The sequence below is a fragment of the Rufibacter sp. JT20002 genome (assembly GCF_056491185.1).
Genome location: NZ_JBSZJY010000004.1, coordinates 293,612 through 316,105 on the forward strand (window position 1 = coordinate 293,612; position 22,494 = coordinate 316,105).

Consider the following 22,494-nt stretch of genomic DNA (forward strand, 5'->3'; position numbering starts at 1 on the left):
CTTCAATGAGACGAATTAATATAAAAGCATTTGTAGGAGCGGCCGTGATCTCGATGTTTTCGGTGGGGTGCTCTGATATTCTGGAAGAAGAACCACGCAGTATTTACGAGCCAAGTTTCTTCCAAACAGAGAAAGGGGTTTACGGGGGGCTTACCTCTATGTACGCACACCTGCGCTACATCTACGGACAAGCGTACTACTATAATGCCACTCTCACTGGTACCGATGAGGTGACCTATGCCAGAGATGCGGATGAAAACTTCCGGGTAATGGACTTGTCTAACCAGGGCAACATTACCGCTACCAACAGCCGGGCCGATGTTCTTTGGGGAGCTGCTTTCCCTAACATCAACACCGCCAGTGGTATCATTGAAAACGCGGCTGCGGTAGGGACCATTTCACCAGCGCTCATTGCCGAAGCCAGATTCTTTCGCGCTTTTGATTATTTCCAACTAGTGCAAACCTTCGGGGGAGTGCCTCTGGATTTAGGGGCAGGGGAGTTGAAGTTCAACAGAAACCCGGTAAGAACCTCAGTGCGCAATACCGTTCCCGAAGTATATACCAAAGCCATCTTCCCAGATCTACTAACAGCCATCAACGATCTGCCTGAAAGAGGCCGGGTAACCGGCGGCGCTACCAAAACGCTTGCCCGCCTGTATCTGGCAAAAGCGTACCTGACCTACGGTTGGTGGTTGGAGAACCCCAACAACATTCCAACGTATCCTGCCACCCAGCGGGTAGACCCAGATGGACATAATGCCCAGTGGTATTTCCAGCAGGCCTATGACCTTGCCACCACCGCTATTGACAACCCGGGGCCGTTCCGTTTGCAGAATACCTATTATGATGTAAACCTGGGATCAAACGACCGGAACAGCGAAATTTTGTTGTACGCTGACCATACTGAGAAAAGCGAGTTCTACAACGGGGGTAGCCTTACCTTCGGAAGTGGCGGGGCTCCTGATAACTTCGCCGGCTGGATGATGACCTGGAACTACACTAACATCAGAAGTGGAACCAATCCAGACGGAAGCGCGCCTATCAGTTCTGTGCAGCGGGAAGCTTCTCAGGATTTGGGACGTCCCTGGACGCGTATGGCACCTACCATCAACGTGATTGAGAACACTTTCGCAGATAAAACCAATGACTCCCGCTACGATGGTACCTTTACTACCGTTTACCGGGCAAACTGGCCAAAAGGAGGTGGAAACAACATTCCTCAGGTAGTGTACAATGCCAACAATCTACCGGTTCGCCCGGGTGAGCCAATCCTGACTTTCCTGAACGAAGAACCAGCTACTCCCATTGCCTATCCTACTGGGGCAGGTAAAAGCAACATTGGGGCTGGGGAATTACCCGGAAGAGCCGATTACGTGATTGGACCACGAGGTATCAGCAGAATAGTCTATCCAAAACTATGGAAATTAGGTACCTACCGTACCGATAATGGAAGTGGGTTAGGACAGCCAAACGCTGGTAGTACCCGTCCGTTCAACATCGCCAAGTTCTCTGAGTTCTACTTTATAGCCGCAGAGGCCGCAGTGAAGGGAGCTACCACCCAGCCAGGGAAAAGTGCCTATGATCTGATCAACGTGATCCGGGCAAGGGCAGGAAAGTGGCGTTGGAACAACAACGGAAACACAGCTCAGGTGCAGGACAACAGTGCTGCCATGATCGCTGCCACACCTACCACCATAGACATTAACTACATCCTGGCAGAGCGTTCGCGGGAGTACTATGGCGAAGGCTACCGTTGGTTTGACCTGGTGCGTACCCAGAAATGGCAGGAACTTGCCTCCACTTACCAGATTGGCGGTAACAACTACGGAGAGCACACGCCTATAACAGTAACGCGTAACATCCAACCATTCCATTATCTACGCCCTATCCCACAAGGGCAGTTAGATGCGATGGAAATGAGCGCGGCTGAAAAGGCTGCTTACCAAAACCCTGAATACATGTAATTTAAATTACCATTATAAAAAGATTGGCTGCCCTAAAGAAGCAGCCAATCTTTTTAATAAGCTTCTTAAACTCTGTTTTAGTAGTGTTTTTTGGAACCAAGGTAAAACTTAGTGGGTGGTAGGTGAAATCCTTAAGGTTTTGCTTTGCCAGTACCATTGATTGCTTTTCTTTACTAAGGCTTTTCACTTGTGGTGAAACCCAATTGCTCATGGATGATTACCTTGCCAGTCATCTCCACCCAATAACTTTCATACAAAGGTGAATTCAAAAACAGCTCTGTTTTTAAGAAAACGATTCATAAGAATGAAAAAACAACTTCTACAGATTGGTTTTCTTATGCTGCTTTGCCTCAGCATGGCTTTGCCTTCCAAAGGTCAAAAAGCAATAAACCCCATTGTGTTTGCCGATGTGCCCGACATTGCGGTGATACGGGTAGGCGATTCCTATTACATGAGCAGTACCACCATGCACATGAGCCCGGGCTTGCCCATCATGAAGTCAAAAGACCTGGTAAACTGGCGGTTGGTCAATTATGCTTATGATACGCTGGCCAATGTGGAGGAACTGAATCTACAAAATGGGAAAAGCACCTATGGAAGAGGTTCCTGGGCCAGCAGTCTGCGGTTTCATAAGGGTACGTACTACGTCACTACCTTCGCCCAGACAACCGGTAAAACCTATATCTATACCACCCAAAACATAGAAAAAGGACCCTGGAAAGTGTCTTCGTTTAAACCTTCCTACCATGACCATACACTGTTCTTTGATGATGACGGACGCACTTATCTGGTGTATGGGGGTGGCAAGTTGAGATTAGTGGAACTCAAAGAGGACCTTTCCGGTGCCAAAGAAGAAACTGACCGGGTATTGATTGAAAATGCGAGTGCACCGGCCGGACCCAACGTTGGCCTTCCCTCTGAAGGATCTCAGTTGTTCAAAGTGAACGGAAAATACTACCTGTTCAACATCGCTTGGCCTAAAGACGGCATGCGGACCGTGGTAGTGCATCGGGCTGATAAAATCACCGGACCTTATGAAGGGAAAGTAGTTCTGCAGGACAAAGGCGTAGCGCAGGGTGGATTGATTGATACTCCTAACGGGGAATGGTTTGCTTACCTGTTCCGGGATTATGGTGCCGTGGGCCGTATTCCGTATTTGGTACCCGTAAAATGGGAAAACGGCTGGCCCGTCTTAGGCATTAATGGAAAAGTGCAGGATGAACTGAACCTACCCGCTAGCAAAGGCCTGATCCCCGGTATTGTGGCCTCTGATGAATTCAGCCGTAGAAAAAACGAACCTGCCTTGCCCTTGGTGTGGCAATGGAACCACAACCCAGATAATACCCTTTGGTCTTTTTCAGAGCGAAATGGCTATCTTAGGCTGAAAACGGGCTCAGTGACCAACGACTTTTTGCTGGCCCGCAACACCCTCACCCAACGCACCATTGGGCCAGAAAGCACCGGCGCCACCGCTCTGGATATCTCCCGGATGAAAGAAGGAGATTTCGCCGGCCTTGCCCTGCTGCAGCAGAAATACGGGTTGGTTGGGGTTAAAATGGAGAAGGGCGCTAAGTACCTAGTGCAAGTGAATGCCCAATCCGGGAGCCCAACCGAGGAAGCAAGGGTGCCTCTCCATCAGAAAACGGTGTACCTGAAAGCAGAATGTGATTTCCATGACCGCCGCGATGTGGCCAATTTTTACTATAGCTTGGATGGGAAGACTTGGGTTAAGCTTGGCCAACCCTTAAAGATGGCCTACACCATCCCGCACTTTATGGGCTACAGGTTTGGGCTTTTCAATTACGCCACCCAAACCTCAGGCGGTTACGTGGATTTTGATTACTTCCATATCACCAATCAGATAAGTAATGAAAGTAAAGTACCCTCTGCAAAAGTAAACCCCTAGTCCCTTTGTGGTCATTTTTATAAAAACACCCATGAAACAAAGAAGCCTTCTTACAAGAGCGTTTTTAATTTTTACCTGTTGCCTCGGTCTTCTAAACCAGGCCGTCTTTGCGCAGGACAACCAAAAGTTTAAGAACCCTATCTTGGCAGGTTTTTACCCAGACCCAGCCATTTGCCGGGTAGGGGAAGACTATTACCTCATTCTTTCCACTTTTGCTTATTTCCCCGGGGTGCCCATTTTCCACAGCAAAGACCTGGTGAACTGGAACCAGATCGGCAATATCCTGGACCGGCCCGAGCAGCTTAACCTGGAGAAGCACCGGATCACCCGAGGCATCTTCGCCCCAACCATTTCTTACCATAATGGCGTCTATTACATGGTCACCACCCTTATTGACAGGGGTGGGAATTTTGTGGTGACTGCCACCAATCCGGCTGGTCCTTGGTCAAACCCGGCCTGGTTGAAAGATGTGCATGGCATTGACCCTTCCTTGTTTTTTGACGACGACGGCAAGGCCTACATCATCTACAACAGCGATGCGCCAGACAACAAACCGCTCTATGAGGGCCACCGCACCATCAAAATGCAGGAGTTTGACTACAAGAACCTTAAAACCACCAGTGAGCCCATCATCTTGGTAAACGGGGGCGTGGACATCTCCAAAAAACCGGTCTGGATTGAGGGGCCGCACCTCTACAAAAAAGATGGCTACTACTACCTCATGGCAGCCGAGGGCGGTACCAGCGTGAACCACTCCGAAGTAGTTCTCAGAAGCAGAAAAGTGAACGGGGAGTACATTCCCAACCCTAATAACCCTATCCTGACGCAGCGCCATCTGCCCGCCAATCGGAAGAATCCTGTCTCAGCCACCGGCCACGCCGATCTGGTGCAGACGCAGAATGGCGAGTGGTGGGCCGTTTTCCTGGCTACCCGACCTTACGATACCGAGGATCATTATAACATCGGCCGCGAAACTTTCCTGGCGCCTGTGGAGTGGAAAGATGGCTGGCCCATCATCAATCCCGGCCATGAGGAGGTGCAGTACGCTTACCAACGGCCAAAGCTCCCCTTGGGCAAAGCACCCAAGCTTCCGGTGAATGGCAACTTCACGTTTAGAGAAGATTTCAAGGAGAGCAAACTGCCTTTGTACTGGTTGACGCTTCGGGCACCAGGTACCCAGTGGTATAGCCTGAGCAAACCCTCGGGAAGCCTGACGCTGGATGTAAGACCCGAGACGGTATCCGGACTTGATAACCCTTCGTTTATCGCCAGAAGGCAACAGCACCTTTACGGCAATGCCAGCACCAAAATGGAGTTCAAGCCCGCTTCTTCCGATGAGTTCGCCGGATTGGTGGCCCTGCAGAGCGAGACGCATTATTATGCCTTGGGTAAAACCATCGCAAACGGCAAAGAAGTAGTGCAGCTGCGCAAGTCGCAGGACGTGACGAAGCCAAACACACCGGAAAATACCGTGCTGGCCGAGGCTCCTTTAAACCCAAAAGACCTGAACATGCCACTTTACTTGAAGGTGGATTTCAAAGCCGGTAAGTACGCCTTTTACTATGGCACCAAAGAAGGCGACTGGACGCTGCTGCAAGACAACGTAGACGGAACCTTCCTGAGCACGCGTGCGGCTGGCGGGTTTGTGGGTGTAACCCTGGGCATGTACGCCACCTCCCAAGGAAAACCCTCCAACGGAAAAGCCACCTTTGACTGGTTCCATTACGAAGGCAAAGACCCTATTTACGAAAACACTGCATCGGTAAAAGCAAAGTAGCTGAAAGCGGGTGCTTTTAGGCTATTTTCCTGAAAACCCAGGCAAACCAATAAGTGCTAGATTACCCCAGTTTTACCTCAAACAGGTAAGATCAAGTCATATTTAAAGAACCATTTTATGTCATTACTTCAAAGCTGGAGATGGTACGGACCCAATGATCCAGTGACTCTGCAGGATGTGAAACAAGCCGGGGCTACCGGTATTGTGAGTGCCTTACACCATGTTCCCCACGGCGCCGTTTGGCCCCTGGAGGTAATCCAGGAGCGGAAACGCATTATTGAGGAAAGCGGCCTTACCTGGGCTGTGGTGGAAAGCGTGCCGGTACATGAATCCATCAAAACCCGCACCGGCAATTATGAGCAGTATTTAGAAAATTACCGCCAATCCTTGCGCAACCTGGCTGCCTGCGGCCTGAAGACCATCTGCTACAACTTCATGCCCGTGCTTGACTGGACCAGAACCAACCTGGCGCTGGAGATGTGGAACGGGGCCAAAGCCCTCTACTTTGACTGGTCTGATCTGGCCGTGTTTGACCTGTTTATCCTGAAAAGAGAAGGAGCCGAGCAGGACTACGCGCCTGAAGTGGTGCAACAGGCCAAGGAAAGATTCAACACATACTCACAGCAGCAACTGGATGAACTGAGCGAGATCATCCGGATGGGCGTTCCCATGGAAGGCTACATTGAGCTGGAGCACCTAACCCAGAGCATCGAGATCTACAAGAACATAGGCCACGCGGGCTTGCGCGAGAACCTGGCCTACTTCCTGGAATCGATTATGGACGTTTGTGAGGAAAACGGCCTCAAAATGACCATTCACCCAGATGATCCGCCTTATCCAATTCTGGGCTTGCCGCGCATCGCTTCCAACAAAGAAGACCTGGAGTTCATCATCAAGCGGGTAGACCGCGAACCCAACGGCATCTGTTTCTGCACGGGTTCCCTGGGAGCCGGGCCGCACAACAACCCGGTAGAAATCCTGAAATCAGTGGGGCACCGCGTGTACTTTGCGCACCTGCGCAACGTGAAGAAAGACGCCATGGGCAACTTCTATGAGTCTGACCACCTGGCCGGCGATGTAGACATGTATGGCGTGATGCGTGAGCTGGTGGCCATTAACCGCGAGAGACAGGAGCCCATTCCGTTCCGGCCAGATCACGGGCACCAGATGCTGGATGACCTGCACAAAGTCACCAACCCGGGTTACTCGGCCATTGGTCGTTTGAGAGGACTGGCAGAGCTGCGCGGATTAGAGATGGGTATTGAAAGAACTATTTACGGTAACAGCTAATTTCTTATGCAAGAGAGCTTCATTCTCCCGTCTTCCGTTGCTCCTCGTAGTCCGCAGCCTTCATTGAACACGTTTCTGAATGAAGATTTCCTCTTGCAGACCGAAACCAGCAAGCAACTGTACCATGGGTATGCCAAAGGCCTGCCCATCATTGATTACCATTGTCACCTGTCGCCAGAGGCCATCGCGGCCAATGTCAATTACGCCAACATGACCCAGATCTGGCTGGCAGGTGACCATTACAAGTGGCGGGCGCTGCGCACGCTGGGCCTGGAGGAAAAATACATCACCGGCAAGGCCACAGACGAAGAGAAGTTTGTGAAGTGGGCCTCGGCGGTGCCGTATACCGTTCGCAATCCTTTGTACCACTGGACCCACATGGAACTGCAGAACCCGTTTGGGGTAGACGAGTTGCTCACTGAGTTCAATGCCCTTGAGGTGTACGAGCACTGCAACGGGCTGCTGCAGAAACCAGAATTTACCCCGCAAGGCCTCCTGACGCACTTTGGGGTTGAAATGGTGGGCACCACCGATGACCCTACTGATGATCTGGCGTACCATGAGCAGCTGGTAGAGTCTTCTTTCCAGACCAAAGTGTTGCCTTCCTTCCGGCCCGATAAAGTCCTGAATCTTTCCGGCGGAGAGGCGTTTCGCGACTACATCCGGCTACTGGCCAGCGTTACCGGCTCCGAGATCTTCAACCTGGACAGCCTGCTGGAAGCCTTGGAAAACCGGGTCAACTACTTCCACGCGCACGGCTGCCGCATCTCAGACCATGGCCTGACCAACCTGCCCTTGGGACAGGTATCGCTGCACCAATTGAACAAGGTGTTTACCGATGTACTGCAGGGCGATGACCGGGAAGCGGTTCAGTACCACGATGCCTTCGCCCGTTTTCTGCTGGTGGAGTTGGGCCGCATGTATTACCAGAAGGGCTGGGTGCAGCAATTCCACGTAGGAGCCATCCGGAACAACAATCGCCGCATGCTGCAAGTGAACGGTCCTGATACGGGGTATGACTCCATCGGGGATTATCCGCAGATCCACGCCATGGCCGATTTCTTCAACCAACTGGAACAGGAAAACTGCCTCACCAAAACCATCATCTACAACCTGAACCCCGCTGACAACGCAGCTTTTGCCACCATGATCGGGAACTTCCAGGGAGGCGGCATTAAAGGCAAGATGCAGTTCGGTTCGGCGTGGTGGTTCCTGGATAACCTGGATGGCATGAAGCAGCAGCTAGATGCTTTGTCCAGCATGGGGCTCATCAGCTGTTTCGTGGGCATGCTCACAGATTCTCGCAGCTTCCTGTCGTACTCCCGCCATGAGTATTTCCGGCGGTTGGTGTGCAACCTGCTAGGGGAGGAGATGGAGCGCGGTTTGTTGCCTATGGACCTGCCCTGGATGGGCAAAATGGTGCAGGACATCTGCTACTACAACGCCAAAAACTACTTTCCCTCTTAATTGATTTCCCCGCATGAAGTACGTCACTTTTACTCAAAACAGCTCAGAAACGCAGATCAGGCCTAAAGCCACTTGGCGAAAGCTGATTCTGGTGCTACTTATTTTGTTCGTGGCTCCGGCCGCTTTCGCGCTGGACGATGTTTCCTATGTCTCCAATCAGAAAAAGGGCAATGCCTTCCCGTTGGCAGAGTCTGGTAAAACAGCTTCTTTCTTCATCCATGAATCGGATTTTCCGGGTGTTATCAGGGCCCTGAAAGACCTGCAGGCCGATGTGCAGCGCGTAACCAAAACAGAGCCTGCTCTAACTGTTGGGAAGAAAACTCCTATAACCAAGACGCTGGTGCTGGTGGGGACGCTGGGCAAAAGCCCGCTCATTGATCAACTGGTGAAAAGCAAAAAGCTGGACGTAAAAGACTTGGCTGGCAAATGGGAAACCTTTGTGGTGCAGACTGTGAAGAAACCCATGAAAGGGGTTGACGAAGCCCTGGTAATTGTTGGTAGCGACAAACGCGGTACCATCTATGGCATTTATGACGTGTCTCAGCAAATTGGCGTGTCGCCGTGGTACTGGTGGGCCGATGTGCCGGTAAAGCAGCAGCAGAACTTGTATGTGCAGGAAGGCCGCCACTCCAAAGGGGAGCCAAAGGTGAAATACCGCGGAATTTTCATCAACGACGAAGCCCCGGCACTTTCCAATTGGGCTAAGCAGCAGTTTGGAGGGTTCAACCACAAGTTCTACGAGAAGGTATTTGAGCTGATTCTGCGCATGAAGGGCAATTACCTGTGGCCGGCCATGTGGGGCAGCGCCTTCAGCGACGATGACAAGATCAACCCGCAAACCGCCGATTTGTACGGGGTGGTGATGGGCACCTCGCACCATGAGCCGCTGGCCCGCGCCCATGACGAGTGGCGCCGCAACGGGGGCGGTCCCTGGAACTACAACACCAACGCCGAGAAACTGCGCGAGTTCTGGACCGGCGGCATCAAACGCATGAACGGCTTCGAGAACATCGTGACCGTGGGTATGCGCGGCGACGGCGACGAACCCATGAGCGAAGAAAGCAACATTGGGTTGCTGGAGCGCATCGTGGCCGACCAGCGCAAGATCATCTCTGAGGTCACCGGCAAAGACGCTTCGCAAATACCGCAGCTGTGGGCTTTGTACAAAGAAGTGCAGGACTACTATGACAAAGGCATGCGCGTTCCTGATGACGTAACTCTGTTACTGGCCGATGACAACTGGGGAAATATCCGTAAACTACCAAAACCAGGAGAAAAACAGCACTCCGGTGGGTACGGCATCTACTACCACTTTGACTACGTGGGCGGCCCTAGAAACTATAAATGGCTCAATACGAACCCCATTCCGCGTATTTGGGAACAGATGCACCTGGCCTACCAGCACAAAGCCGACCGCATCTGGATTGTGAACGTGGGCGACATCAAACCCATGGAGTTCCCCACGGAGTTCTTCCTGGATTACGCCTGGAACCCAGAAAAGTGGCCCGCCGAGCGCCTAGAGGAATACACCCGCTTGTGGGCCGAGCGCCAGTTTGGACCCGAGCACGCTTCGGCTATTGCCCAGATGCTCTCTAAATACACTAAATACAACAGCCGCCGCAAGCCAGAGCTGCTGTCTCCTAACACCTACAGCCTCACCAACTACCAGGAAGCCGAAAGGGTAGTAGCCGATTATAACCGCTTGGCTCAGGAAGCGGAGCGCATCAACGCCGCCCTGCCGGCCGAGTACCGTGATGCGTACTACCAATTGGTGCTGTTCCCCATCAAAGCCTGCGCGAATTTGAACGAGCTGCACGTGACCACAGGGCTCAACCGGTTTTACGCCAGCCAGGGCAGAAACACTACCAATGACATGGCTGCCAAAGTGAAGCGCTTGTTTGAGAAAGACGCTGAACTGACGGAGTATTTCCACAAGAACATTGCCGGCGGTAAGTGGAACCACATGATGTCACAAACGCACATCAGCTACACCTATTGGCAGCAGCCCGAAAAAGACGTGATGCCGGAAGTGAAGCAACTTTCTGTTCCTACCGCCGCAGATATGGGCGTGGCCGTGGAAGGCTCCGCACAATGGTGGCCGCAGGCGAAAGAAGCTGCTCTGCTGCCGGCTTTCTCGCCGTACCAGAAACAAGGCCATTACCTGGAAATCTTCAACCGCGGTCTGCAACCGTTTGATTACACCATCAAAGCCAGCGCTCCGTGGCTTAAGGTATCGCAGGAGAAAGGCACCGTAGCGAAAGAGCAGCGCCTGTGGGTGAGCGTAGATTGGGCCAACGTACCAGCCGGTCCGCAGCGCGCCTCGCTGACCATTACGGGTCCTAAAGGAAAAAGCGTGACGGTACAAGCTACTGTGGAACCAGCGCTAACCACAGCCAACCCCTCCGAGGGCTTTGTGGAGAGCAACGGCTACGTTTCCATAGAGGCAGAGCACTTCACCGGTGCCGTGAACGGAGACAACATCCAATGGCAGTTGATCCCGGATCTGGGTCGCACCGCTTCGGCTATGACCACTGTACCGGTTACTGCTCCTAGCCAGACACCCGGCGGAAACAGTCCGCACCTGCAGTACAAAGTGTACCTGCAGAAAGGCGGCGAGGTAAACGTACAGGTGATGCTAGCTCCAACCCTAAATTTCCATAACACCCAAGGGCTGCGCTATGCCATCTCCTTTGACGATGAAAAGCCGCAGATCATCAACATCCACACTGATAAGTCTGAGCGCGAGTGGAACAAGAACGTGGCCAACAACATCAACCTGACCATCTCCAAACACCAGTTAACCAAACCGGGCGAGCACGTGCTCAAGTTCTGGATGGTAGATTCTGGTGTGGTGCTGCAGAAGATTGTAGTAGATGCCGGTGGGTTGAAACCCAGCTACCTGGGACCACCAGAGGGTGCCAACTTATCTGCAAAGCAAGCGAAGTAAATGCGTATTGGGCCTGTTTTTAAATAATCAGGCCCAATACGCTTTGGGAGAAAGGGAAGCTCCGGCTTGGGGTCTAAAATCTTTAATCAACATTGATGTCTCTAGGTGAATATTTATGTTTAACGAGATTGGTGATGATCTTGCTATTTGGTATCCTTTAGTTCTAAAAAGGAGTAAAGAAACAAGACGATTTAATCTAGATTTTAAATAATTGTCATTATAACATTTATTTAAAACTTATCTTTAAATTGAACTCCAGATCTGAACAAGATTGGGTAGATCAGATTGAAAAAAGAAACCTAAAAACAGCATACTATGAAGTTTTTCATTGACACGGCCAACCTGGCCCACATCAAAGAAGCCCATGATCTGGGTATTCTGGACGGCGTAACCACCAACCCGTCTCTCATGGCCAAAGAAGGTATCAAGGGAGAACAGGCTACTTTGGATCACTACAAGGCAATATGTGAGATTGTAGACGGTGACATCAGTGCCGAAGTACTTTCCACTGACTTCGATTCCATGGTAGAGGAAGGCAAAATCCTGGCGGCTTTGCACCCCAATATTGTGGTGAAAGTACCTATGATCAAAGACGGCCTTAAAGCCATTAAGTACTTCACCGATAACGGTATTAAAACCAACTGTACACTGGTGTTCTCTGCAGGACAGGCAATTTTGGCCGCCAAAGCCGGTGCTACCTATGTGTCTCCGTTCTTGGGGCGCGTGGATGACATTGGTTGGGATGGAGTGCAGTTGATTGAGCAGATTGCTAATATCTACGCTATTCAAGGGTACTCTACCCAAATCCTGGCGGCCTCTATCCGTAGCTCCATGCACATCGTGAAATGTGCTGAGGCCGGGGCGCATGTCTGCACCTGTCCGCTAGAGCCGATTTTGGGCTTGTTGACACACCCACTTACCGCCAGTGGATTAGCAAAATTCGTGGCAGATGCTGAAAAAATGAAGGAGATCATGCACCAAGCTTAGTGCTGGATGGAACCTTTGTTTTCGTAAGGTAAATAGAATCGGGCCCTGAAAAGCCCGATTTTTTTTGTGCAGGTCCTTTTTGGCCAGGTTTGTAGAAATCAGGGCTAAAACTGCTTGTAAGGATTAAAAATAGGGCTGTTTGAAAGAAAGGTTTCTATCCAAAAGTAACATTTAGAATAAGAAAAAGGCTGCCTCCAATAGAAGCAGCCTTTTTTATTTAGGTACATGAAAAAACAAATTGAGTGTTGACAGACAACTCTTATTTGGGAAGAACAAGATCCATGCACCATGGGGCTAGCTCATGTTCCTCCTTTATAGTTTATTCAAGGTGAGGCGTTTTCAATCTAGGCTTCACCGTTTAAAGTCTAACCTGGAAGTTAGAACTCCAAGCAAAAGAGACTAAATGAACCGGTTGATCAGATTCTCTAAGTACTCTTGACGACCGCTTTGCAGGGTTGGCTCACCTTGCTCAATCGCGTAAGCGCGTAGATCCTCCAGCTTCAGTTTTCCTTGCTCAAACTCCTGGCCTTTGCCGCTGTCAAAAGAAGCGTAACGCTCCTGACGGATTTTGAGGTAATCAGAGTTTTGCAGGATGTTGTCAGCGGTGATCAGGGCACGGGCGAAGGTATCGGCACCACCAATGTGAGCGTAGAACAAGTCTGCTGGGTCAGTAGAGTTTCTTCTGATTTTAGCGTCAAAGTTCACGCCACCGCCTTGCAAGCCACCAGCCTCCAGGAAGATCAGCATGGCTTCGGTCAACTCGTTCAGGTTATTCGGGAACTGGTCAGTATCCCAGCCATTCTGGTAGTCGCCGCGGTTGGCATCTACAGAACCCAGCATACCAGCGTCAGCTGCCACCTGAAGTTCGTGTTGGAAGGTGTGGCCCGCCAGAGTGGCGTGGTTTACTTCGATGTTGATTTTGAAATCATCCAATAAGTTATGCTGACGCAGGAACCCGATCACGGTAGCGCAATCGTAGTCGTACTGGTGCTTGGTAGGCTCCATCGGCTTAGGTTCAATGAAGAAGGTACCTTTGAATCCTTGGGCACGGGCATAGTCTTTCGCGGAGTGCAGGAAGCGGGCCAGGTGCTCTTGCTCGCGTTTCATGTTGGTGTTCAGCAGGGTCATGTAGCCTTCACGACCACCCCAGAACACGTAGTTCTCACCACCTAAGGCAATCGTCGCATCCAGGGCTGCTTTCACCTGGGCGGCAGCGTGCGTCAATACATGGAAATCTGGGTTGGTAGAGGCGCCGTTCATGTAACGCTGGTGCGAGAACACGTTGGCAGTACCCCAAAGCAGTTTCACGCCGCTTTCGGCTTGTTTCTGCTTCGCGTACTCTACCATGGTCTGCAAACGACGCTCGTTTTCTACAATGTCATTGCCATAATCAACCACATCCACATCATGGAAGCAATAGTACGGCATGCCCATTTTGGTGATGAACTCAAACGCAGCGTCCATTTTGGCTTTGGCGCGCTCAATCACATCGGAGCTCTCATCCCAGGCGAAGTTCAAGGTAGGACCTCCGAATGGATCAGAACCGTTGGCGTTAAATGAGTGCCAGTAGGCCACAGAGAACTTGAAATGTTCTTTCAAAGTTTTGCCTGCTACCACACGGTTTTCGTCGTACCAGCGGTACGCCAACGGGTTGTCTGACTCCAGCCCTTCAAATTTTATTTGGCCAATGCCTTTAAAGTACTCCTTGTCTCCTAATGTTAGATTTGCCATGGTTTGGTATTTATGGTGTTAAAATTAGTCTTAATTGTTTCTTTAATAAAGCGTTCCACTCCTGGTACTCCGCCTCGTAGGCTTCGGTCTGGGTAGGCTCAATCACTTTCAGGCGCTCAAACCGGCTGAAGGCTTCCTGCGCAGAGCTAAAGGCTTTGGCTCCAATGCCCGCTCCTAAAGCGGCTCCTACGCTTCCATCGTTCTGGTACAGTTCCACGGGTACGCCGGTGGCGTTGACAAAGGCTCGGGCAAACAAGTCGCTCAGGAACATGTTGGCGTTTCCGGCCCTGATTACCTGAGGGTTCATGCCGTTCTCCCGCATGATGTCTAACCCGTAGCGGAAAGTAAAGGCGATGCCTTCCTGCACAGCCCTGAAAATATGGGCTTTGGTATGTAAGTTAAAGTTTAAGTTATGGAACTGCGCCCCGATGATGCGGTTGTTGAACACGCGCTCGGCCCCATTCCCGAATGGGAAAATGCGCAAACCGTTACTACCTACCGGGGTTTTCAGGGCTTCCTCGTTCATCTGCGGGTAGGAGAGGCCTTGCCCCATGTTTTCCTTCACCCAGCTGTTCATGATGCCCGTGCCGTTGATGTTCATGAGCACGCCCACGCGCTTGGAGTCTGGGGCATAGTTCACGTGCGCAAAGGTGTTCACGCGCGACTGCGGGTCATACACCAACTGGTCACTCACCCCGTAAATCACCCCCGAGGTGCCAGCCGTGGCCGCTACTTCGCCGGGATTAAGCACGTTCAAGGAAAGCGCATTGTTGGGTTGGTCTCCTGATTTATAGGAAACCGGGATACCTGCCGTCAGGGATAAAGAGGAGGCAATGTCAGGCTTTACTTCGCCGTGCGAAGAGAATAAAGGCCGTACCTCAGGGATGATGTCCTGACTGAAACCGAAGAAGTTCATCACATCCTCAGACACTTCGTCTTTCTGGAAATCCCAGAAAATACCTTCTGACAAGGCCGATACGCTGGTAGTGATCTCGCCGGTGAGTTTCATAGCGATGTAGTCGCCGGGCAGCATGATCTTGTAAATTTTGCTGAACGTTTCAGGCTCGTTTTCCTTTACCCAGGCCAATTTGGCGGCGGTGAAGTTACCCGGTGAGTTCAGCAAGCGCGAAAGGCTTTGTTCCTGGCCAATGTGCTCCAGCGCTTTTTGACCATACGGCACTGCGCGGCTGTCACACCAGATGATGGATTCCCGCAGCACCTCCTGGTTTTGGTCCACAATTACCAAGCCGTGCATCTGGTAAGCGATCCCAATGGCACCGATATCAGCAGGGTTGTACGCACCAGAGGCATTTACTTTCTGGATGGCTTTTTGGGCATGCTCCCACCACATCTCAGGCGACTGCTCGGCCCAACCTGGTTGCAAGGAATTGATTTTGGACTCAGTTTCTGGAAACTGAGCCGAAGCCAGGCTTTTCTGCGTGGCCGCGTCTACCACTGAAGCTTTGATGGAGGAGGTACCTACGTCTATTCCTAATAGGAGCATATATTACGTTATATTTTCAAACCAATGTCAGACGTAGGCCAGAGCAAAACTTCTGAATAGACCGGTCTGCTGCCGATGTTTGTGCCAACGTTGGCATAAGTTTAAGGTAAAAATTCCAGATTATGAAATCCTTGAGCTAAAAACCGGCAGTTTTTAAGAAAAAGAGGATGTAAACCTAGTGAAAAGCTCATCTTAAGTAAATAATTAAGTAGTTTATAGTTAAGGTTTTACTACAAACCTCAGTTTTTGTTTTTAAGTCATTGCCTAAATTGTCTTTCTGCTTTGAGGCGCTTTCTGCGAAAAGGGGCTTTAAAAGCAAAGTATTTTGAATAGCTTTAAGGACTTAAAAATGAACAGGTAAGTACTTTTTGCACGCAGTAAATCCCTTGAAGAAGACAACCATACATGATATTGCACGGGAATTAGACGTGACCTTCTCTACGGTGGCCCGGGCACTCAACGACCATCCGGCCATCAGCGCGGCTACCAAAGCAGCCGTCCTGGAAACGGCCAAACGCCTAAATTACCAGCAGAACAAACTGGCCTCTTCGCTGCGATCGGGACGGACCAACGTTATCGGGATCATCGTGCCCAGCCTGGATACCAGCTTCTTTAGTTCGGTGGTGCATGGGATTGAGCGGGTTATGAACGAGAACGGTTACAGCATGCTCCTATTCCAGACCGGTGAGTCACTCTCGCAGGAGCAGAAAGGGATTGAGACGTTTTTGCAGTCCAGGGTGGATGGGATCATCTCCTCTGTTTCGGGGGAAATTGAGGGACGGGAGTTCTATGAGCAGATCAGTAAACGCCAGGTGCCGCTGTTGTTCTTTGACCGGGCCATCAATGAATTACCGGTACCGTCAGTGACCATCAATGACTACCAAGCCGGGTTTGTGGCCACGCAGCACTTGATTGACCAGGGCTACAAAAGCATCGCGCACTTCACCACAGACCGTAACCTGACCATTTTCAAGGAGCGCTTTAGGGGTTACCGCGATGCCTTGGAGAAAAACAACCTTCCGGTACAGGAGAAGCTTATCTTCAAAGGCAGGCTATCCCTTGATTTCGGGAAAGAGTCAATCCTGAAGGTATTAGAGGGAAAAGAAGAAGTGGATGCCGTGTTTGCCGCTGAGGATTACACTGCCATGGGGGCGCTGCAGGTTTTACTGGAGAGAGGAATCAAGGTGCCCGAGGAGATGGGGGTGATGGGCTTTGCCAACGAAGCTTTTGGCGCCTTCGTGACACCTTCGCTTTCTACCGTTGACCAGCAAACCATAAAGATGGGAGAGGAGACCGCTCACCTGTTCCTGAAGTTGATCGGGAACAAAGATTTCTACGGCACTACCCCAGAACGCATTGTCTTAGACCCCATCCTGATTCCGCGTAAATCTTCCCAGCCAAGGTAAGCTCTGAAGAGGGCTTTATTAGGAGCATGCCAATTCAAGAGCGGTGCTTGTCTTTGCCTTAATTAATATGTTAATAAGGTGAAGGTTTATATAACAGCTTGTTCTAAGCAGGAGTAGAGATTCAGAGAAACTTGCCTTACTTTTGTACCTCTATGGGGTTGATCATTGCATCGTTGGCGTCGGGGAGTAACGGGAACTGCTATTACATAGGTAATGAGCAGGAGGCTGTGTTGGTAGATGTGGGGATTTCGTGCCGGGAAACCGAAACCAGGATGAAACGGCAGGGCCTTTCCATTGACAAAGTAAAAGCTATTTTCATCTCGCACGAGCACTCTGACCATATCAAAGGGCTGCCCGTACTGGCCAAGAAGTATAGAATTCCTGTTTATATTACCCCGGCCACCCTCAACAACATGCGGTTCGGGTTGGACCACCAACTGGTAAATTCTTTTCTGGCCTACGAACCTGTGCAAATAGGAGGGCTTTCTGTTTTAGGGTTCCCCAAATTTCATGATGCCGCAGACCCGCACAGCTTCCTCATCTCTGGAGAAGGAATAAATATTGGGGTTTTCACCGATATTGGAGCACCCTGTGACCACGTGATTCGGCAATTCCAACTGTGCCATGCCGCTTTCCTGGAAACAAACTACGACGATGAATTGCTGGACAAAGGCCATTATCCGTACCACCTAAAAGTCCGGATCAGGGGGAATCATGGGCACCTTTCTAACCGGCAAGCACTAAATCTGTTTACCGGGTACAAGCCAAGTTTCATGAGCCACGTGCTGCTGGGGCACCTTTCTAAAGACAACAATTGCCCTACCCTGGTAAAAGACCTATTCACTTCCCACGCAGCCGGTACCCAGGTTGTGGTAGCCTCCAGGTATGAAGAAACCTCGGTGTACCACATTACCGGCGAACCAGTGGTAATACCTCCTTTTTCCCCAGCTTTACCTACGCCATTGCTGAAACGGAAGCCCGTCAAAAATCAAGATCAGCTAACCCTGGAATTGTTTTAGAAGCAAATTGGGCTTTGAAAGAAGCTGATTTTAGGCGCTTTTCTTAGAAAGCCTACCAAAACGATTTTCTATCCTGCTTGTATAAGGCTGTCCCTTTGCTTTAGAAGGACTTGTTTTTCAAGAGGCTTTTAGCGTCAATCATACCAGATATAAAAGACCATTTTTGAAGGATAAGCCGAAAATTTACTTTATAAAACCGAGCACATTTTTCGCTCTTTCCCTTTTGTTTTTAAGGGTAAAAACAATCTGTTTCTCTACTTAAGCTATCCTATTTTGGGGCTTGTTCAGGGAAAGGAAAAGGTATTCACCTCACTTCTTGTTCAAATTTTCAAACCCTATAAATGCTTCCTACGTTTTGATACTCATGTACCACAAATTATAATCTATTAAAACTATGGACGTATCAAGCATCAAAGAAGCAGCTGATAACTACAACCCAGACCATAAAGAAGGACCAGTAGCTCGTAGCATTGAAGAGTATACTGCCAAGTTGCCTTCTGACCTTTTCCTGTGGGCCGCCCTTGGCTCCATGGCAGTGTCTGCTACCTTGAAAATCATGAAAAAGGATGATGAAGCCCTGTTTGTAGGACAGTGGCCAGCTCCATTCTTGTTATTAGGCCTTTACAACAAATTAGTAAAAGTGAAAGGCTCTGATGGCGAAAAAGACGGACCAGAGCGTCCGGAAGGCGCTAACGCCGAGGTTAGAAACGCTGGAAAATAATCTGGCTTTATTCTAAAACAACAAAGGGGAAGCTTCTGCTTCCCCTTTGTTGTTTTCAGGCTTTTTAGGCAAAACAAGACTGAATCTGTACCCTAGTTGACAAGGACTTTGATAGAGGTAAGGCAACTCTTCCGGGATTAGGGTTGTGGTCTTTTCTTGGTTCCTCGGGTGGGTACTGCAGAAAGTGGATCATCGGGCCAATGGTGTTTGGGGTAGCGGCCTCTCAAATCTTTACGCACGTCAAAATACCCGGTGCTCCAGAAACTTCGCAGGTCGCGGGTAACTTGCACGGGTCGTGAGGCCGGGGAAAGCAGGTGCATGAGCACGGGTACCCTACCACCCCCAACGCGCGGAGTATCCAACATCCCGAAAACTTCTTGTAGCCGAACTGCCAACACAGGCGTTGTAGGGTCTGTGTAATCCACACCAATCCTGGACCCACTGGGCACCTCCAGGTGCGATGGAGCCAACCGGTCCATCTCCTGCCGCTGCTCCCAGGTAAGATCAGCCAGCAAGATTTCTTTGAAGTCTAGCCGGGCAACCTGTTCCAGCGTTCTCAAGCCAACCAGATGCGGTAAAAGCCAGTCCTCCATCGTTCCTTCCAAAGCAGTAAAGTTGATATCAGGCCATTGCTCCGGGTCTAGCTGGTGCAGGAAGGTAAGCCGCTTTAAGGTCTTTTGGGCCTCCTCTGACCATGGCAGGCGTTCTATCCCTTTTTCTTTTAGAGCCTGTACCAATGCCTGTGCGGCCAGTTCCTGGTTGGGTTGGGTGATGGTAGTTTCCTCCAAGGTCAGGGCACCCATTCGGGTGATCTGGCGGGCAATGACTTTTTCTGAGGTAGAATCCCAACGTACTTCCTCTACCCGTTCCATCTGGTTGGCGAAATGGGTGAGCAACTCCACCTTGCTGACGGGCGCCGCCGTCAAGACCCGGGGTTTGGTGCCCAGTTCCATGTGGGCGATGGCGTAGAACTCCGCTTCGCCAAAGAGCTCGGTTTGCAGTGCCGCCCGCTGGCCAGAGATTAACCGGACCCGCCCGGAGGTTTCCCGCTGGGCAAGGCGATCGGGGTAGGCAAGGGCCGTTAATAAACCAGTGGCGCCGAAATTGATGGGGCTTCTTTTCTCCCGGATGCGCTGCCTCAGGTTTTGGGCTTGTTCCCGTATTTTCCGGACGGTGTTGCCATCCACCACGTAGCCAGGGGTGGGAGGTGATTGGCCGTCTAGTAGTTCCAGCCGCAAGGTTAAATCCGGGAGCGGATCAGCCCAAGAGATTTGCATCGGCTTCAGAATATCCCGGTCAGAGAGAAGGGCAGCGATCTCGCAGGCGGTGGCTCCTAACCCCAAAGCATGTCCGCGCACCACCAAATGGCCCAATCGCGGCGACAACCCCAGAGCCGCCAAGGCTTTCCCGTGTGCGGTGGCTTTGCCTGTTTTATCAAGTGCCTCCAAACGAATCAAAAGGTCGCGGGCAAGGGAAAGGGCGGGAGCAGGTGGGGTATCAAGCCACTTCAGATCAGAGACCTCCTGAGCACCCCAAATGGAAAGCTCTAAGGCCAAGCCGGTTAAATCGGCCTCACAAATCTCCGGAGTCTGCCGGTCGGCTAACTGAAGTTGATCGGCGGAAGACCACATCCGGTAACACACCCCCGGACCCAAACGCCCGGCCCGGCCCCGCCGTTGGTCTGCGGCCGCGCGGGAAACTGGGATAGTCGCCAGCGTGGTTAGCCCAATACGGGGGATAAACTTAGGAACCCGGGCAAAGCCGCCGTCAATGACCACTTTCACGCCTTCAATAGTCAAACTGGTCTCGGCAATGCTGGTGGCCAGCACAATCTTGCGCCTTCCTGCCGGGGCAGGTCGGATCGCGGCCAACTGCTGGGTGAGGTTTAGGTCGCCATGGAGGAGGTGCAGGTCAATGTTAGAAGCAAGTTTGCCTTCTAAAGCTTGGGCTACCCGCCGCATCTCTCCCATGCCAGGTAGGAAAACCAACACGTCACCCTCGGGTTCTTCCTGTAAGGCTTTTCTGATGGATTTCGGTAAAAGGTTCGTTAAACGCTCGGCGGGTTTTTGGCCGGCGGAGGCCATCTCAGCGGGGGAAAGGTAATGGGTCTCCACTTGGAACTGCCGCCCTTCGCTTTTCACCACGGGGGCTTCTAACCAGTTGGCGACGGAGGTGGCATTCAAGGTGGCACTCATAACCAAAATCCTAAGATCGGGCCGGAGCACGGTCTGGGCATCTAACGCCAAAGCTAGGCCTACATCGGCTTGCAAGCTTCTTTCGTGAAACTCATCAAAAATGATAGCGGCTACTCCCTCCAGGGCCGGGTCACTCTGCAACAGGCGCGTTAAGATCCCTTCGGTCACTACCTCAATTCGGGTTTTGTCAGAGACAATGTGCTCCATGCGCACCCAGTACCCAACGGTTTGCCCTACTTCTTCGCCCAGTAAATCGGACATGCGCTGGGCAGCGGCGCGGGCAGCCAAACGCCGGGGCTCCAGCATGATGATTTTTCCGCCGTTCCGCCAAGTGGCGTCTAATAAGGCTAAGGGAACCAGGGTAGTTTTACCGGCGCCCGGCGGTGCTTCCAATACAGCCCTAGAATTATCTTCCAGCGCGGTAAGCAGCCGCGGCAGGGCTTCTTTGACAGGTAACTCAGGTAAAAAGGAGAGGGAATTGGTACGTGACATGTTCTCCCAAATTTCGGGATTCCTCTTTTAAACTCACCTGTGCCCGGTAGATATTTTTACCTTGGTTTTACCAGAAAGGCCTAATAACAGGAAAGCCTGCTCTCCTAGAAGAACAGGCTTTCCTGTTATGCTCAAGAGGTAAGCTATTCAGCTTTCTCGTTGATGTAGCTCTTGGCCAGGTCGTTCAACAGGGTATCGGTTTTTTGCTCTTCTTCCAAGGTTTGTCTTAGAAGTTTCGCGGCCTCTGCATGGCCTAAACGCTCGGCAAAGTGAGCGGCAGTACCGTAACCGGCAATTTCATAGTGCTCCATGCGCTGCACAGAAGCAATTAGGCCGGCATCTTTCACTTCTGGAGTGGCATCCTCCTCAATGGTTTCCTCGCCTTCCTCTACCAAGCCTTCCATGGCTTTGCATTTGATGCGTCCAGGGCTGGTGCCTACCAGTTCGCACACTTGCTCCAAACGGTCTTTCTGGGCTTTGGTTTCTTCCAAGTGTGTCTCAAGGGCCTGCTTCAGCTTCTGATCTTCGGTTGCCTTAATCATTTTGGTTAACGCGGCAATACCTTGTTTCTCAGCGCTATATAGGTCCTTGAGTTGGTGCTCAAACAGGTCTTCTAGTGTTTTTAACTTAGCCATAGTTTTATGTGTTCTGTTGGTTTGTAATTATACCGTCTATACGCGGAGGTCTGGATTGGGTTAAGTACTAAGGGGTTTTTACTGGGTTAAATTTTAGCTTTTAACCGAATGCCGGAGGGCACTTCTTGAACCACAAGCACTTTCAAGAAGTGAAAGAAGTAAACTCTTCAGTGGGAGACTTTCGGATTTGGTCAGAGGTCTAGAAGCTACCAACGTTACCAAGTCTTAAAGGGCTGTATGGCTATTCTACACCCTTGGCTTCTTCGTCATTACCCAGGTTTAGAGAACTATTCGCTCGCTTTTGATGCTCTTTTTGTGAAAAGAGTACAAAAACTTATAAAAGACTAAGAATCAATAAATACACCTGTTTCTTCTCACTTTTTTGGAACGTATCTTGTACTCTGCAAGGGAGATTGCACGTAGAATGGAAGTTAAAGGAGAAGAACCTTAAAC

The 22,494-nt window shown here is 50.9% G+C and carries 14 protein-coding genes; 10 read left to right on the forward strand and 4 right to left on the reverse strand.

Features of this window, described 5'->3' with window-relative positions:
• Positions 1-5: 5 nt before the first annotated feature.
• The 7 genes from ACW9SV_RS18060 to fsa all read left to right on the forward strand — a co-directional run bounded on the left by ACW9SV_RS18060 (position 6) and on the right by fsa (position 12,338).
• A complete protein-coding gene (locus ACW9SV_RS18060) occupies positions 6-1,964 on the forward strand; it encodes a RagB/SusD family nutrient uptake outer membrane protein (protein ID WP_479558165.1) in 1,959 nt (652 codons plus the stop codon).
• Positions 1,965-2,268: 304 nt separating this feature from the next.
• Complete coding sequence (locus tag ACW9SV_RS18065; RefSeq protein WP_479558166.1) at positions 2,269-3,870, forward strand: glycoside hydrolase family 43 protein; 1,602 nt, start codon at positions 2,269-2,271, stop codon at positions 3,868-3,870.
• A gap of 31 nt (positions 3,871-3,901) precedes the next feature.
• On the forward strand, positions 3,902-5,647 hold the full coding sequence (locus ACW9SV_RS18070; protein WP_479558167.1) for a glycoside hydrolase family 43 protein: 1,746 nt from the start codon (positions 3,902-3,904) through the stop codon (positions 5,645-5,647).
• A gap of 117 nt (positions 5,648-5,764) precedes the next feature.
• A complete protein-coding gene (uxuA, locus tag ACW9SV_RS18075) occupies positions 5,765-6,937 on the forward strand; it encodes a mannonate dehydratase (RefSeq protein WP_479558168.1) in 1,173 nt (390 codons plus the stop codon).
• A gap of 6 nt (positions 6,938-6,943) precedes the next feature.
• Positions 6,944-8,404 carry a glucuronate isomerase gene (uxaC, locus tag ACW9SV_RS18080; RefSeq protein WP_479558169.1) on the forward strand — a complete coding sequence of 487 codons (1,461 nt, stop codon included), beginning with the start codon at positions 6,944-6,946 and terminating at the stop codon, positions 8,402-8,404.
• 13 nt (positions 8,405-8,417) lie between these two features.
• Positions 8,418-11,351 (forward strand): glycosyl hydrolase 115 family protein, encoded by a 2,934-nt coding sequence (locus ACW9SV_RS18085; protein WP_479558170.1) that lies wholly within the window; start codon positions 8,418-8,420, stop codon positions 11,349-11,351.
• Between the two features lie 315 nt (positions 11,352-11,666).
• Positions 11,667-12,338: a fructose-6-phosphate aldolase gene (gene fsa, locus ACW9SV_RS18090; RefSeq protein WP_479558171.1), complete on the forward strand. Its 672-nt coding sequence runs from the start codon at positions 11,667-11,669 to the stop codon at positions 12,336-12,338.
• Positions 12,339-12,737: 399 nt separating this feature from the next.
• Here the strand turns inward: fsa and xylA are convergent, their stop codons facing one another.
• Positions 12,738-14,069, reverse strand: coding sequence for a xylose isomerase (xylA, locus tag ACW9SV_RS18095; protein WP_479558172.1), 1,332 nt, complete (start codon positions 14,067-14,069; stop codon positions 12,738-12,740).
• Positions 14,070-14,079: 10 nt separating this feature from the next.
• Positions 14,080-15,573, reverse strand: a complete 1,494-nt coding sequence (locus tag ACW9SV_RS18100) for a xylulokinase (RefSeq protein WP_479558173.1) — start codon at positions 15,571-15,573, stop codon at positions 14,080-14,082.
• Positions 15,574-15,959: 386 nt separating this feature from the next.
• Between ACW9SV_RS18100 and ACW9SV_RS18105 the strand changes: the two genes are divergently transcribed.
• The 3 genes from ACW9SV_RS18105 to ACW9SV_RS18115 all read left to right on the forward strand — a co-directional run bounded on the left by ACW9SV_RS18105 (position 15,960) and on the right by ACW9SV_RS18115 (position 18,719).
• A complete protein-coding gene (locus tag ACW9SV_RS18105; RefSeq protein ID WP_479558174.1) occupies positions 15,960-16,979 on the forward strand; it encodes a LacI family DNA-binding transcriptional regulator in 1,020 nt (339 codons plus the stop codon).
• A gap of 152 nt (positions 16,980-17,131) precedes the next feature.
• Complete coding sequence (locus ACW9SV_RS18110) at positions 17,132-17,998, forward strand: MBL fold metallo-hydrolase (RefSeq protein ID WP_479558458.1); 867 nt, start codon at positions 17,132-17,134, stop codon at positions 17,996-17,998.
• Between the two features lie 394 nt (positions 17,999-18,392).
• Positions 18,393-18,719 (forward strand): hypothetical protein, encoded by a 327-nt coding sequence (locus ACW9SV_RS18115; RefSeq protein WP_479558175.1) that lies wholly within the window; start codon positions 18,393-18,395, stop codon positions 18,717-18,719.
• A 137-nt stretch (positions 18,720-18,856) separates the two neighbouring features.
• Here the strand turns inward: ACW9SV_RS18115 and hrpB are convergent, their stop codons facing one another.
• A complete protein-coding gene (gene hrpB, locus ACW9SV_RS18120; RefSeq protein ID WP_479558176.1) occupies positions 18,857-21,406 on the reverse strand; it encodes an ATP-dependent helicase HrpB in 2,550 nt (849 codons plus the stop codon).
• 143 nt (positions 21,407-21,549) lie between these two features.
• Positions 21,550-22,041 carry a YciE/YciF ferroxidase family protein gene (locus tag ACW9SV_RS18125; RefSeq protein WP_479558177.1) on the reverse strand — a complete coding sequence of 164 codons (492 nt, stop codon included), beginning with the start codon at positions 22,039-22,041 and terminating at the stop codon, positions 21,550-21,552.
• Between the last annotated feature and the right edge of the window lie 453 nt (positions 22,042-22,494).

Excerpts from the sequence above, each read along its gene's own strand:
- ACW9SV_RS18085 (WP_479558170.1), top strand. The coding sequence starts at position 8,418 with ATGAAGTACGTCACTTTTACTCAAAACAGCTCAGAAACGCAGATCAGG.
- uxuA (WP_479558168.1), top strand. The coding sequence starts at position 5,765 with ATGTCATTACTTCAAAGCTGGAGATGGTACGGACCCAATGATCCAGTG.
- ACW9SV_RS18100 (WP_479558173.1), bottom strand. The coding sequence starts at position 15,573 with ATGCTCCTATTAGGAATAGACGTAGGTACCTCCTCCATCAAAGCTTCA.
- xylA (WP_479558172.1), bottom strand. The coding sequence starts at position 14,069 with ATGGCAAATCTAACATTAGGAGACAAGGAGTACTTTAAAGGCATTGGC.
- fsa (WP_479558171.1), top strand. The coding sequence starts at position 11,667 with ATGAAGTTTTTCATTGACACGGCCAACCTGGCCCACATCAAAGAAGCC.
- ACW9SV_RS18060 (WP_479558165.1), top strand. The coding sequence starts at position 6 with ATGAGACGAATTAATATAAAAGCATTTGTAGGAGCGGCCGTGATCTCG.
- ACW9SV_RS18115 (WP_479558175.1), top strand. The coding sequence starts at position 18,393 with ATGGACGTATCAAGCATCAAAGAAGCAGCTGATAACTACAACCCAGAC.
- ACW9SV_RS18110 (WP_479558458.1), top strand. The coding sequence starts at position 17,132 with ATGGGGTTGATCATTGCATCGTTGGCGTCGGGGAGTAACGGGAACTGC.
- hrpB (WP_479558176.1), bottom strand. The coding sequence starts at position 21,406 with ATGTCACGTACCAATTCCCTCTCCTTTTTACCTGAGTTACCTGTCAAA.
- ACW9SV_RS18125 (WP_479558177.1), bottom strand. The coding sequence starts at position 22,041 with ATGGCTAAGTTAAAAACACTAGAAGACCTGTTTGAGCACCAACTCAAG.
- ACW9SV_RS18070 (WP_479558167.1), top strand. The coding sequence starts at position 3,902 with ATGAAACAAAGAAGCCTTCTTACAAGAGCGTTTTTAATTTTTACCTGT.
- ACW9SV_RS18065 (WP_479558166.1), top strand. The coding sequence starts at position 2,269 with ATGAAAAAACAACTTCTACAGATTGGTTTTCTTATGCTGCTTTGCCTC.
- uxaC (WP_479558169.1), top strand. The coding sequence starts at position 6,944 with ATGCAAGAGAGCTTCATTCTCCCGTCTTCCGTTGCTCCTCGTAGTCCG.